Genomic DNA, 12,955 nt, shown 5'->3' with positions numbered 1-12,955 from the left:
CGAAGAGCTGGCCTGCAATCGAACAAAGAGCTGACCAACCACCTTGACACACCAACTCCCCATGTGAGCAATCCAGACTGTCTCCGCGGAAAGACTCTGGATTGCTTCGCTGCGCTCGCAATGACGGTGTGGCGGCAGCTGGCGCGACGTCACCACTTTGGCGTCGTCATGACTACCGCCTCACTGCATTCCCGCCCACCATCACCTGCGCAAACCGTTGCGCACCGTCAGCCGACAAATCGGTCGTCACCGTTCGCGCATGGTCGAGGCCGACAACGGCGCCGAGCGGGGTCTCGGAGATCATGTTGTTGTTGACGAGCGCGGTGCCGGCGCCCGGCACCACGGACACGCCGACGCCGGCGAGGGCCTTGCGGATCACGTTGCCGGAGATCGCGACGTCGCGCAGATATTTGCCCCAGCCCGCGACTATGCCGTAGGACGGCGCGTTCTCGATCACGTTGCCAGTGACGGAGGTGTCAGCCTCGACATAGATGCCGATGCCGGCATCGTCATCGGGTGCGGTGCCGATGGGGCGCTTCGGGATCAGGTTGCGGACGATGTTGCCCTGGACCACCGCGATGCGGCCGCCTTCGTTGAAATTGCAGACGGAGACGCCGACGGCGGCGCCATCGACCGTGTTGTTGGCGATCACCGCAGCTTCGAACGAGAACTCCGAATAGAGCGCGACCTCGCGAACGTCACTGACGCTGTTGCCTGATATCTGGATGTTGGAGGCAGAATTGCCGCGCACTGCCGAGTAGTCGCAATTTTTGATGCGATTGCCGCGCACGATGACGTTGCCGGCGCGGAAGGCGTTGATAGCGTTGCCGTATTGTCCGGAGCCGCCGGGGCCGGCCTTGATGTCCTCGATACGGTTGTCGGCGACCAGCGTGCCGTCGTCACCAACGGCGGTGCGCAGGATCTCGATGCCATTGTCGCTGGTGCCGAGAATCGTGTTGCGCGAGACGATGAGTCCCTTGGCATCGAACGAGACCACGGCCGTCACGGCGATGTTGGTGAAGATATTGCCTGAGATGTCGCCGGAGATCTGCTCGAGCCAAATGCCGCTGCCGCCGGAGCCCGTGATCTCGCAATCGAGAACGCGGACTTCGCGTCCGCCGAGACAGTGGATGAGGCCGCGTCGCGTCGGCAGCGCAATGCCGCCACCGTCGAAGGTGATGCCGGCGAGGCCGATCGAGCCGGCGCCTTCGCTGAGGAGCATCGAAGGACCACCGGTGAAGATAAATTTCGTGGCACCGCGCACGCCGACGAGTTGCGAGCCGTTTTGCAGCCGCAGCAGCCCGGTGCGGTAGATGCCGGGCGGCAGCGCCAGCGGCGCCTGCGCGCGCGCGGCCTCATCGATGGCGCGCTGGAGCGCGCGCGTCTGGTCCTCGCTGCTGCCGGGCCGCACGCCATACTGCGTGGCGTCGCGCCCCAGCACCGACGTCAGCGGCGCTGCCTGCGCGGCATCGACAGGCATGGCCAGCGCACCGGCAATGCCGGCGGTGGAGGCTCCAATGAGACGACGGCGATTGAGGTTCATAACGCGTCCTCCGGCGGACGCGGGACGCATCCGCGAGCGTTAGGTAGCGCAGAAATGCGGCAGGGCGGTCAGGCGCCGGAGGATTGTTGCTGGTAGGGTTAAATGTTTACCGAGGCCGGGGTGCCGTAGGGTGGGCAAAGCGAAGCGCGCCCACCATTGTCACCGCGGATTAGGATAGATGGTGGGCACGGCGCTCGCGCGCCTTTGCCCACCCTACGCAGCTCTATCGCGGCGCCCCAACTTCACCATCTCCATCAGCATCGCTTCGCCGGCATCGACCAGCTCCTCGAGCGTGATGCGCGGCGCTCCCTTGCGCCGCGACGCGCCACTGCGCGCCAGCAGCGGGATGTGGATGAACGCTGCAAGTTTCGGCCCGCCGGCGTTCACGCTCTCGATCGCGCGCCAGCTCAGATAGTTGCAGAGATAGGCACCGGCATCGCGCGAGGCCCGCGCGTCGATTCCGGTCAGTCGCCCGGCCCGCAGGAGCCTTGCAGTGTGCGGACCAAACATCATCGCGTCTGCGTTCGCCGCGATCGCGCCTGTGCGGGAACGGGTATTGGCGGCATCGGGCCATAGCATGGTGACGGCGTTGCGCGCGCGAGTCTCGATGCGCAGGTATGAGGTGCGTGCGGCGAGGCCGAACATCAGAAGCGCATCGGGTCTGACCTTCGCGAGGACCTCTGGCAATTGCTGGTCGACCGCGGCGTAGGTCACCGGAAAGATGTGGGTCGCAAGCTCGACGCCGTCGAACGCGGGACGGCGCAGCCGCGCCAGCCGCGCGACCAGAGGCTGCGTCGGATTATAGGGCGCGCCAGGGAACGGGCCGAAGCCGGTGAGGAGGACGCAAAGCTTGCCGCTCATTGCAGGAGCTCCATGATGTGCTCTGCGGCGAGCGCCGGCGTGACGCGACCATCGGCCACCTCGGCCTCGATCTTCTTCACCCTGGTGCGGACGGAGGCCTCGGTTCGCAGCCGAGACAGCATGCGCTGCTCCAGCATCGACCACATCCATTTCACCTGCTGCTCGCGCCGGTGCGCGGCGAAATCGCCCGACGCGCTCATCGCCTTGCGATGATCGAGGATTTTCTGCCAGAGCTCGGCAATGCCGTTACCGGTCAACGCCGAATAGGTCACGACCGGCGGATGCCAATGTTCGGAGCGCGGCGCCAGAATGTGTAGCGCGCCGCGATAGTCCGCGGCCGTGATGTTGGCGCGCTTCAGGTTGTCGCCGTCGGCCTTGTTGATCGCGATCATGTCGGCGAGCTCGACCAGGCCCTTCTTGATGCCCTGCAATTCGTCGCCGCCGCCCGGCAGCATCAACGCGAGGAAGAAATCGGTCATGTCGCAAACGGCAGTCTCGGACTGGCCGATGCCGACGGTCTCGACCAGCACGACGTCGAAGCCGCCCGCCTCGCAGAGCAGCATAGCCTCGCGCGTCTTCGCGGCGACACCGCCAAGCGTGCCTGACGACGGGGAGGGGCGGATATAGGCATGCTCGGACGCCGAGAGCCGCGCCATCCGGGTCTTGTCGCCGAGGATCGAGCCGCCGCTGCGCGCCGAGGACGGATCGACCGCAAGCACCGCGACCTTGTGCCCCTGTTCGATCAGATACGTGCCGAGCGCGTCGATGGTGGTGGATTTGCCGACGCCCGGCGAGCCGGTGATGCCGACGCGAACCGCCTTGCCGGTGTCCGGCAGCAGCTGCTGCACCAGCTCGCGCGCGGCCGCCTGATGGTCGCCGCGCCGGCTCTCCACCAGCGTGATGGCGCGGGCGAGCGCCGCGCGGCTGCCGGAGCGGACGTCCCGGGCGAGGGCTTTGACGTCGAGCGAAGCCTTCTTCTGAATCATGCCCTGCTTTACAACGGCCGGGCGGGACAGGCGAGGGCCGGGGCCGGGATCAACGGGGCCGGCTTCGCCTGCTCGATACGTCAAGTCTTGGCGAGGCCGGCGGCTTTCATTGCGGCGCCCATCTGGACATCGCCCTTGTCCATGAAGTCGGCAAACTGGCCGGCATCGCGCCACGCCATGCCGAAGCCGCGATTGGTCACGAAGGCCCTGAACTCCGCGGAGTCGAAAATCCTCTTCGCCGACGTCGTGAGCTTGGCAGCGATCTCCGGAGGCAGGCCCTTCGGTCCGCCGATGCCGCGCCAGCCGCCGGTCGAATAGTCGATCCCCATCGCTTCCTTCAAGGTCGGCACATCGGGAAAGACGGGGTTGCGGGCAGGCGCCATGATGGCGAGGCTGCGCGCTCTCCCGGCTTCGATCGTTGCGCGGGCCTCGGGCACCGAGCAGGTGGCGAGATCGATGTTGCCAGCCGCGAGATCCTGCATCGCGGGTGCAGCACCGTTCGACGGCACCCAGGCGACCTGGTTGGCCGGCAGTCCCATCGCCTGCATCCAGCCGATCAGTGCGAGATGCCAGATGCCGCCTTGACCCGTCCCTGACGCAATGAACTTTCCGGGAGACGCGTCCTTGATGGCCACGGCCAATTCCTTGGCCGTCCTGTAGGGCGAGGAAGAGGAAACCTGGATGCCCGGCGCGTCCTCGTTCATCATGGCGAGCGGCGTGAAGCTCCGCGGCGTCAGGTCGGTGAGCCCCTGCCAGTGCATCATGGTGAGCTCGACGGTCAGCATGCCGATCGTGTAGCCGTCGGGAGCGGCAGTTGCGATCGCGGTGTGGCCGACGACGCCTGAGCCGCCGACCCGATTGACCACGTTGAAAGGCTGGCCGAGTTCCTTTTCCAGCATCGCCGCGAGAACACGCGCAGTCGCATCCGTGCCGCCGCCCGCGCCCCACGGCACGATCAATGTCACGGGCCGCGCAGGATAGGTCTCCGCGCATGCCGGCTGGAGTCCAAGAGCGGCGGCAGCGACAGACGATGCCGCAAAGGCGCGGCGCGTGATGGCAGACATGAGCACCTTCCAGCGGCGCCTGTAACGTCGGACGCCCTGTCTATCGCGCCAGTTTTGGCAGCTTTGCACCAGCGCGGCAAGTCGGCCGGACCAGTTGCGCTGTGAGCAACGCGTCGTCCATGCCGCGTCGAATCACTGCCCGTCGTCTTCGTCGCCCTTCGGTCGCGCGCCGCCGAAAATCCGCGCGCCTTCCTGCGTCAAATAAGGTTTCAGCGTCTCCCACGAAGTGAAGGCGACATATTCGCCCTCGGCGTAAGGGCCGACCGCATAAGGCGGATAGTGGAAGGTGAGACCGGAGCTCTTGCCCGCCTCGGTCGAAGGCGCGAGCGTCACGGCGCCGATCTTGAGCAGGCTCGGCTCGACGCCCTTGAACCACTCGTTGGTGGCCGTCTCGCCTGCATCGCGCTTCTTCTTCTCGATTCGCAGCGAGGCGATCACGGCCTTCTGCATCGCCTTCATCGTCGCGCCGTTGTCGGCAGTCTCGGTGAAGAACGGACGGATCGATATTCGCTTGGCTTGCGCCTTGTCCCACAGGATGGTGTCGACGCCGGAATTCGGATGCGCGCCGTGGGTATCCATGTAATCGGCGCGGACCAGGCTGACATAGCGGTCGGCAACCACCGAGCGGATCGTGTATTTGCGCTCGAAATCCCAGCCGCCGTTCTGGAAGAATTGCGGATCCTGTTTGCGCGAGGCGGCGGCATCAGCCGCGTTCTTCTCGAGCCATTTCTTGCCTTCCGCGAGGCAATCGGCGGCGAGCGCAGGATCGGCCTTGATCTGGTCGTCGAGCAGCACGCGGGCCTCGATGGTCCTGTTCTTGATGATCGCATCGGGCTCGGGATCGGCGGCATAGCTAAAGCTGGCGCCAATCGAAAGCATGAGGGCTAAAGCTGCCAGCGTTGGCCGAATGTTCAGAGAAACAAGCATGATTGGACCAACTACCTTGTCGCGTTCGAACGTCTACGGTCGTCCCTTGATGATGTCCTGAAGCAAGATATCCATTTTGGCTAGCACTTCATCTAAAGCCAGGATTTCACAAACTTCATTGGAAAATGTGTCAACGGCATCTATGAATGTACTAATTTCTCGTACTGATTTTGGAACGTCTTTGAACTGGGATGGAGAGGCAACTAGGATGTACTTGCCGACACAAGCCATAGTGAGAAAAAGTAGGTGCGTGGCGTAGGCTCGAAGCACCGCCCCTCGCTGTATGGTGTTAATCTCTTTGGATGAAAAAGTGCGTGTGATGGTCAAACTCAAAATGCGTGTACTTTGACAGTAGGCCATATAGCTGTCCGGTCGCTGGCACAAACGTCTTGAAGTAATTCAGACACTGAATCGGACGTATAGTCTTCACTTCTTCCGATGGTCCCAGAGACAACAGCCTTGCGCAAAACGCGAATTGCTCCAATGCTGCTCTTAGGATCGTGGCTACTTCACATAGATAGCCAAGTTCCGACAAGCGCTTTGCCGCATCGAGCGAGCCGATGGTTCGAAAAAAGAACTGCCAAGACAGATTGTCTTGCGAGGGGTCACCCACACTCTTGATTTGATCTTTTCCGAACGAAAGATACCATCCTAGGTACTTTTGACCCTCACCGTAAATCTGGTCGATTCTCTCGGTAAGTCCTAGCCATCGTGTCTCCAGGGGATCTTTTGCGTAACGCTTCTCGGCATAAGAAAGCCCGATCTGCATTCTGCTAGCCAGAAGTGCGGCTAGAAGAACTTTTCGAAACTGGAGATCAAGCCTGTTCGATAGACCAATTCGTGGAAGGCGCTTACCACCTATAGTGTAGTGCGCAACAAAGTTTGGCAACAAAGGGAACAGCGATTCATAGCGCTGAATTGGTTCATAGGAGTGCCATGGTTGCTCGCCCTCGGAGCTATCACTCACTCCGCCGCCGCGCTGTGGCCGAGCCGGGCGTTGAGCTTTTGGATCAGCTCCGCGGCGGCATCAGCGATCACGGTGCCGGGTGGGAATATCGCTTCGGCTCCTGCTGCGTAGAGCGCCTCGTAATCCTGCGGCGGGACCACACCGCCGACGATGATCATGATGTCCTCGCGGCCGTGCTTCTTCAGCGCCGCCTTCAATTCCGGCACCGCAGTGAGGTGGGCGGCGGCCAGTGAGGAGACGCCGAGAATGTGAACGTCGTTCTCGACCGCCTGGCGCGCGGCTTCGTCGGCGGTGGCAAACAGCGGCCCGATGTCGACGTCGAAGCCGATGTCGGCAAAGGCCGACGCAATCACCTTCTGCCCCCGGTCGTGGCCATCCTGGCCGATCTTGGCGACGAGAATGCGCGGACGGCGGCCTTCCGCCTCCTCGAAGGCGTCGATCAGCGCCTGCACCTTTTCAACCTGGCTGCCCATGGCGGACGCCTCCCGCTTGTAGACGCCGGTGATGGACTTGATCTCGGCGCGGTGGCGACCGAACACCTTTTCCATCGCGTCGGAAATTTCGCCGACGGTTGCCTTCGCGCGCGCGGCGTCGATTGCGAGCGCCAAAAGATTGCCGTTGCCTTCGCCGGCCGAACGCGTCAGCGCGGCGAGCGCGGCATCGACATCGACCTGGTTGCGCTCGGATTTGAGCCGAGTCAGCTTGTCGATCTGCAGGCGGCGGACATTGGTGTTGTCCACTTTGAGGATCTCGATCGGCGCTTCATCGGACGGCTTGTACTTGTTGACGCCGATCACCGCCTGTTTGCCCGCATCGATCCGGGCCTGCGTCTTGGCGGAAGCCTCCTCGATGCGCAGTTTCGGCACGCCGGCTTCGATGGCCTTGGCCATGCCGCCGAGCTCCTCGACCTCCTGGATGTGGCCCCAGGCCTTCGCGGCGAGATCGCGCGTCAGCCGCTCGACATAATAGGAGCCGCCCCAGGGATCGATGATGCGTGCGGTGCCGCTTTCTTGCTGCAGGAAGAGTTGCGTGTTGCGGGCGATGCGCGCGGAAAAGTCAGTCGGCAGCGCGAGCGCTTCGTCGAGTGCGTTGGTGTGCAGCGACTGGGTGTGGCCTTGCGTCGCCGCCATCGCCTCCACCGTCGTGCGCATCACGTTGTTGAAGACGTCCTGCGCGGTCAGCGACCAGCCGGAGGTCTGGCAATGCGTGCGCAGCGAGAGCGAGCGCGGATCTTTCGGACCAAACGGCTTCAGCAGCTTGGCCCAGAGTAGCCGCGCGGCGCGCATCTTGGCGACTTCCATGAAGAAGTTCATGCCGATCGCCCAGAAGAACGACAGGCGCGGCGCGAAGCGGTCGACGTCGAGGCCAGCGGCGAGGCCAGCACGAAGATATTCGACGCCGTCGGCGAGCGTATAGGCGAGCTCGAGATCCTGCGTCGCGCCAGCCTCCTGCATGTGATAACCGGAGATCGAGATCGAATTGAACTTCGGCATCTTTTGCGAAGTGTAGGCGAAGATGTCGGAAATGATCCGCATCGATGGGTTCGGCGGATAGATGTAGGTGTTGCGCACCATGAACTCTTTCAGAATGTCGTTCTGAATGGTGCCCGACAGTTTTTCCGGCGGCACGCCCTGTTCTTCGGCGGCGACCACAAACAGCGCGAGGATCGGCAGCACCGCGCCATTCATGGTCATGGACACGCTCATCTGATCGAGCGGGATACCGGCAAACAGCGTGCGCATGTCGTAGATGGAATCGATGGCGACACCGGCCATGCCGACGTCGCCACCGACGCGCGGATGGTCGGAATCATAGCCGCGATGGGTCGCGAGATCGAAGGCGACCGAGAGGCCCTTCTGTCCCGCCGCGAGGTTGCGACGATAGAAGGCGTTGGAATCCTCCGCCGTGGAGAAGCCGGCATACTGCCTGACGGTCCAGGGCTGGTTGACGTACATGGTGGGGTAGGGGCCGCGCAGGTACGGCGCGATGCCAGGGTACGCATCGAGGAAGTCGAGGCCGGCGAGATCGGCTTCGCTGTAAGCGCTTTTTACCGGGATGCCCTCGGGGGTCAGCCATGGCTCGGCGCTGCCGGTCGGAGCGGCGGTTGTAGTCCGCTCGAAGGCGACGTCGGCGAAATTGGGAATGCGGCTCATTCCTTGGAATCCTCAAACCTGCGGTTTCGGTCGATCAGCCTTTGAAGCTTCTTTTTGGCCACGCTCCCTGGCGGAGCCTTGGTGAAGAAATGGTCGATGGACCACACGACCACCATTGGGCTTACTCCGATCAGAAATCCTGCCAGGAAACGGAGCATAATCCGATCCCAGCATATCAATCATGATCCGGATGTTGATGGCTGACGATGGTCGCCATCTTCTCCGGTCCGTAGTTCTGCTGCGTGGTTTGACTCGGCAGGTTTGCGATTCCGACGACCCAACCGAGCCGGGATTCACTTCCGTATTGCCGCGTCGGCACCACGTGATCCGGGCGGTCGAAGGCGCCGGTCATGATCTCGATCCGCTCGCCGTCGATGCGGCCGAAGCTCAGCGGCGTGCCGCAGGCGGCGCAATAGCCGCGCTCGGCGATCGTCGAGGAACGAAAGAACGACGGCCGGCCCTTGGTCCAGGAAAAATCCGTCTTGTTGATATCGGCAAAGGAGGCGAACGGCGCGCCGCTCGCCTTCTGGCACATCCGGCAATGGCAGATGCTGACCTTGTTCGGCGCGACCGACAGCGCGAAGCGCACCGCGCCGCATTGGCAGCCGCCGGTGAGAACGGGTTTGCTGGTCTCGGTCATGCCTGCTCCATCCGTCGATAGGCATCCTGCAGCGTGGCCAGTGCATCGGCGCCCGCGAAGACGAACCCGCTGACACCGGCCGTGCGCAACGCGGCCTCGGTCCCGGTCGGCCGGCCTGCCAGATAGATATGCTTCGCGCCCGCGCTTTGCAGGGCCTTGGCCGAGGCTTCTGCATGGGCCGCATAGACCTTGTCGCTGGAACAAAGGCAGGCGAGCTCCGCGCCCGATGCCTTGAAGGCGGTGGCAAGCTTTGCCGGATCGGCAAAGCCCTCGCTATCGACGGCCAAAATGCCTCCGGCTTCGAAGAAACTCTTTGCGAAGGTTGCGCGCGCGGTGAAATCGGCCGCCGTACCTAGATTGGCCAGAAACACCTTGGGCCGCACCCCGCTTGCCTTCAGCCTGGTGTCGGATTTGTCGCGCAGCGCCTCGAAAGGTTCCGCAAGGCGGATCGGCGCAAGCGGGGCGAATTTGAACTTTTGCTCGCCGTAAGGCGCAAGCGCGACCGGCGTCGCCGGCAGCACCGCCACATCGCTCTCTTGCAGGTTCGGAAACTCGCTCGCGCCAGTCAGCACGTCGCGGCGCTTTGCGACGTTGGCCTCGCGCGCCTTGCGCGTTGCGTGGACCTTGCCCTGGATCAGGCCCTGCTGAAGCGCGGCAAAGACCCCGCCGGCTTTTTCGGTTTCCTGGAACAGCGTCCAGGCCGCCTCGCAAAGCTGCGTCGCGAGCGCCTCGATGCCGCCTGCGCCTGCCGCCGGATCAGAGACCTTTGCGAGGTTGCTCTCCTCGAGCAGCACGAGCTGCGTGTTGCGCGCCACGCGCCGTGCGAACGCGTCTGGTAGCCCCAGCGCCAGCGTGTGCGGCAGCACCGTGACGGAGTTGGTGCCGGCAAGGCCTGCGGCGAACGTCGCCATGGTCGCACGCAGCATGTTCACGTAGGGGTCGCGCTGCGTCAGCATGCGCCAGCCGGTATCGGCCGCGATGAACAGCGGCTTCGGCGTCAAGCCGCAGGCCAGCTCGATGCGCGCCCACAATAGTCGCAGCGCGCGGAACTTTGCCATGGTCAAAAACTGGTCGGCATCGGCCGCAAGCCGCGCATAGACCATGCCCTGTGCCTGCTCCAAGGGAACGCCGGCGCCTTCGATCGCGCGCAGATACGCAACGCCGCAGGCGAGCACAAAGGCGAGCTCCTGCACCTCCGATCCGCCGGCATCATGGATCACGCGTCCATCTGCGGATGCGAACGGTCCCTTGAAGCCGAGCGCCACGAGGCCCTTGATCCCGGAGGTCACCGCGGGAACGATCTCCTCCCAGGCGTAGGGGCTATGACCCCAGACCGCGCAGGCCGCGAGTGGATCGAGGCCGAAGCGGATGTCGCAGGCGGCAGGATCGATGCCCTTGCTCTTGACGTATTCCGCAACATGGATCGCGGCCATCCGCGATTGCGGGCCGACCTGAAGCTCGATGCAGATGCCGGCATCGAGGTGAATCTCCCTTAGGACCTTAGCGACTGCGTCCGCCGTCGGTTCCAGGCCAAAGCCATGGCTGCCGTTGCCGCCGGCAAACACCAGCGCAAGCCCCGTCGCTCCGTTCTCCAGGTCCGTGAGTGCCTGGGCATTCGCGAGCACCGTATCGGGATGGTCGATCCGCTGCATGACCTGCCAGGGCGCGGCCGCCTGCCGACCCGCAACGGGCGCGAGATCCTTGGCGCGCGGATAGAGCGGATCGATCTTCAGCCCGTCGTAGGTCTTGCCGACGAGCTTTTCGAATGGCGCGCCCTTCAGCACACCATCGACCAGCTTGCGCCAATCCTCGTAACTCGCCTTGGGGAAGTCCGCGGCCAGCAGCAGATCGTCAGTCACGGCGGTCATTCGGCAGGAAACTCCCGGACATATTCGTTCTCATCGTTGGGGACGAAATTGCCACGGCCGGCCGCCCCTGCAAACGGTTGATTTTGGTTAACCGGTATCCGGGAGCCGCTCGATTCCTTGTGTTGAGACGCTGGCGAGGCCGTCGCGCACGCGGATGCCGCCAATCATGCGGTCGGGCGCAATCTCGGCGAGCGGCACCAGCACGAAGGCGCGCTCGAACAGGCGCGGATGCGGCAGCGTCAGCTCCGGCGTCTGCAAGGACACATCGTCATAGGCGATCAGGTCAAGATCGAGCGTGCGCGGCCCCCAGCGCCGTTCCTTGTCGCGGGTCCGACCAAATTTCTGCTCGACCTTCTGCATCACGAACAAGAGCGCGTGCGGATCGAGGCTGGTCTCGATTTCGATGCAGGCGTTGACGAAAGGCGCCTGGTCCTCATCGCCCCAGGGTGGCGTCGTGTAGTCGGAGGAACGCGCGACCAGCACCGCCTGCGCCATGCCGCAGATGTGGGAGATCGCCTTTCTGAACGTCGCGCGGACGTCGCCGACATTGCCGCCCAGCGCGATTAGCGCGCTAGCCATGGTTTGGGTGCCGCGAGCGCGTCAGCACTATGCCAACGTCATCGAAGATGGCGGCGATCGGCGCATGCGGTTTGTGCACGGTCACCTTCACCGCACGGATGCGCGAAAAATGCGACAGGATGGCATCGGCCACCGCACCGGCTGCGCGCTCCAAAAGCTTGTAATTGGTGTTCTTGAACGCAGCCGTCGTGGTCGAGACCACGTCCGCATAGGAGACGGTGTCAACGAGCCGGTCGGTGCGCGAGGATTCCTGGAGGTCGGCGTAGAGCTCGAGGTCGATGACGAAGCGCTGGCCGACCTCGGTCTCATGCTCCATCACGCCGTGGCGCGCATGGATCACTAGGCCGGTGACGAAGATCGTATCTGTCATGGCTTACCTTCGATGGCGGTGGCGACCCGCAGGGCTTGCAGAGTCTCGGCGACGTCGTGGGTGCGGATGATCCGCGCGCCGCGCTGCGCGGCGATGAGATGAGCGGCGATCGAGCCGCCAAGCCGCTGCTGGGGCTCCGACGGTGATACGGATGCGATGAATCGCTTGCGCGAGGCGCCGACCAGCACCGGCAGGTCGAAGGCGCTGAGCTCGTTGAGGCGCGCCAGCGCCGTCATGCTCTGCTGCGGCGTCTTGCCGAAGCCGATGCCGGGGTCGAGCACGATGTGCTCCTCGGCGATGCCCGCCTTCGTTGCGATGTCGAGCGAGCGCTGAAAGAACGCGATCATATCCTGAATGATGTCGATGGCGGGGTCGACGCTATCGCGGTTGTGCATCACGATGACCGGGATTTTTTTCGCCGCTACTACCGCCGCCATGCCGGCATCGCGCTGCAGGCCCCAGACGTCGTTGGCGATCGCGACGCCCTGGTCCAGCGCGAAAGCCACGACCTCCGACTTCATGCTGTCGATCGAGACCGGCACGCCGAGTCCGACGATGTCGGCGAGCACGGGTTTTAGCCGCCGCAGCTCCTCCTCCGCCGTGACCGGCTGGGCGCCCTTGTAGGGTCGGGTGGATTCGGCCCCGATGTCGATGATGTCGGCACCATCGGCGATCATGGCACGCGCCTGCGCCAGCGCTTCGTCGGGCGCGATGAACTGCCCACCGTCGGAGAAGGAATCCGGGGTGACGTTGAGCACGCCCATCACGGCCGGGACCGGCCTGGTCAGCAGCGTCCGTAGCCATGGGGCAGTGGACGGGGCAGGGTGCGAGGGCGAGGCGCTCATGCGGTCGCTTTGCGCGGTCGGGGAGGTCAAGTCAAGACGCATCATCCTCGACGTCATGCCCCGCGAAGGCGGGGCATCCAGATGCTATGGGGTAAGCGGCGACTGGGGTAAGCGGCGGTGAGGGTGTGGACACCCCTCGAACGCCGTGATCA

Annotated in this window: 12 protein-coding genes; all 12 read right to left on the bottom strand. The window is 63.9% G+C overall.

Annotated elements, in window-relative coordinates; translation table 11 throughout:
* Positions 1–172: 172 nt before the first annotated feature.
* The 12 genes from SO180_RS40640 to folP all read right to left on the bottom strand — a co-directional run bounded on the left by SO180_RS40640 (position 173) and on the right by folP (position 12,803).
* Positions 173–1,543: a TIGR03808 family TAT-translocated repetitive protein gene (locus SO180_RS40640; RefSeq protein ID WP_449384398.1), complete on the bottom strand. Its 1,371-nt coding sequence runs from the start codon at positions 1,541–1,543 to the stop codon at positions 173–175.
* 213 nt (positions 1,544–1,756) lie between these two features.
* Positions 1,757–2,404 (bottom strand): pyroglutamyl-peptidase I, encoded by a 648-nt coding sequence (locus tag SO180_RS40635; protein WP_449384397.1) that lies wholly within the window; start codon positions 2,402–2,404, stop codon positions 1,757–1,759.
* The gene (gene meaB, locus SO180_RS40630) at positions 2,401–3,390 is read right to left on the bottom strand and encodes a methylmalonyl Co-A mutase-associated GTPase MeaB (RefSeq protein ID WP_449384396.1); all 990 of its coding nucleotides are present in this window, start codon (positions 3,388–3,390) and stop codon (positions 2,401–2,403) included. Before meaB ends, SO180_RS40635 begins: the two co-directional genes overlap by 4 nt.
* Before the next feature lie 80 nt (positions 3,391–3,470).
* Positions 3,471–4,454, bottom strand: coding sequence for a tripartite tricarboxylate transporter substrate binding protein (locus SO180_RS40625; protein WP_449384395.1), 984 nt, complete (start codon positions 4,452–4,454; stop codon positions 3,471–3,473).
* Positions 4,455–4,586: 132 nt separating this feature from the next.
* Entirely contained in the window at positions 4,587–5,333 is a 747-nt protein-coding gene (locus SO180_RS40620) for an RsiV family protein (RefSeq protein WP_449384394.1), read from the bottom strand.
* Between the two features lie 337 nt (positions 5,334–5,670).
* A complete protein-coding gene (locus SO180_RS40615; protein WP_449384393.1) occupies positions 5,671–6,348 on the bottom strand; it encodes a hypothetical protein in 678 nt (225 codons plus the stop codon).
* Positions 6,345–8,501, bottom strand: a complete 2,157-nt coding sequence (gene scpA, locus SO180_RS40610; protein WP_449384392.1) for a methylmalonyl-CoA mutase — start codon at positions 8,499–8,501, stop codon at positions 6,345–6,347. Before scpA ends, SO180_RS40615 begins: the two co-directional genes overlap by 4 nt.
* Before the next feature lie 175 nt (positions 8,502–8,676).
* On the bottom strand, positions 8,677–9,141 hold the full coding sequence (locus SO180_RS40605) for a GFA family protein (RefSeq protein WP_449384391.1): 465 nt from the start codon (positions 9,139–9,141) through the stop codon (positions 8,677–8,679).
* Positions 9,138–11,009, bottom strand: a complete 1,872-nt coding sequence (locus tag SO180_RS40600; RefSeq protein WP_449384390.1) for a methylmalonyl-CoA mutase family protein — start codon at positions 11,007–11,009, stop codon at positions 9,138–9,140. The genes SO180_RS40605 and SO180_RS40600 overlap by 4 nt, the downstream gene beginning before the upstream one ends.
* Positions 11,010–11,096: 87 nt before the next feature.
* The gene (folK, locus tag SO180_RS40595; protein ID WP_449384389.1) at positions 11,097–11,588 is read right to left on the bottom strand and encodes a 2-amino-4-hydroxy-6-hydroxymethyldihydropteridine diphosphokinase; all 492 of its coding nucleotides are present in this window, start codon (positions 11,586–11,588) and stop codon (positions 11,097–11,099) included.
* Entirely contained in the window at positions 11,581–11,958 is a 378-nt protein-coding gene (folB, locus tag SO180_RS40590; RefSeq protein ID WP_449384388.1) for a dihydroneopterin aldolase, read from the bottom strand. The genes folK and folB overlap by 8 nt, the downstream gene beginning before the upstream one ends.
* Complete coding sequence (gene folP / locus SO180_RS40585; RefSeq protein WP_449384399.1) at positions 11,955–12,803, bottom strand: dihydropteroate synthase; 849 nt, start codon at positions 12,801–12,803, stop codon at positions 11,955–11,957. Before folP ends, folB begins: the two co-directional genes overlap by 4 nt.
* Between the last annotated feature and the right edge of the window lie 152 nt (positions 12,804–12,955).

The organism is Bradyrhizobium sp. UFLA05-112, assembly GCF_053572325.1.
This window is presented reverse-complemented; position numbering and strand designations above follow the sequence as displayed.

Bases quoted from the DNA above. Each gene is read 5' to 3' on its own strand.
- SO180_RS40640 (WP_449384398.1), bottom strand. From the start codon at position 1,543: ATGAACCTCAATCGCCGTCGTCTCATTGGAGCCTCCACCGCCGGCATT.
- SO180_RS40635 (WP_449384397.1), bottom strand. From the start codon at position 2,404: ATGAGCGGCAAGCTTTGCGTCCTCCTCACCGGCTTCGGCCCGTTCCCT.
- meaB (WP_449384396.1), bottom strand. From the start codon at position 3,390: ATGATTCAGAAGAAGGCTTCGCTCGACGTCAAAGCCCTCGCCCGGGAC.
- SO180_RS40625 (WP_449384395.1), bottom strand. From the start codon at position 4,454: ATGTCTGCCATCACGCGCCGCGCCTTTGCGGCATCGTCTGTCGCTGCC.
- SO180_RS40620 (WP_449384394.1), bottom strand. From the start codon at position 5,333: ATGCTTTCGATTGGCGCCAGCTTTAGCTATGCCGCCGATCCCGAGCCC.
- scpA (WP_449384392.1), bottom strand. From the start codon at position 8,501: ATGAGCCGCATTCCCAATTTCGCCGACGTCGCCTTCGAGCGGACTACA.
- SO180_RS40605 (WP_449384391.1), bottom strand. From the start codon at position 9,141: ATGACCGAGACCAGCAAACCCGTTCTCACCGGCGGCTGCCAATGCGGC.
- SO180_RS40600 (WP_449384390.1), bottom strand. From the start codon at position 11,009: ATGACCGCCGTGACTGACGATCTGCTGCTGGCCGCGGACTTCCCCAAG.
- folK (WP_449384389.1), bottom strand. From the start codon at position 11,588: ATGGCTAGCGCGCTAATCGCGCTGGGCGGCAATGTCGGCGACGTCCGC.
- folB (WP_449384388.1), bottom strand. From the start codon at position 11,958: ATGACAGATACGATCTTCGTCACCGGCCTAGTGATCCATGCGCGCCAC.
- folP (WP_449384399.1), bottom strand. From the start codon at position 12,803: ATGAGCGCCTCGCCCTCGCACCCTGCCCCGTCCACTGCCCCATGGCTA.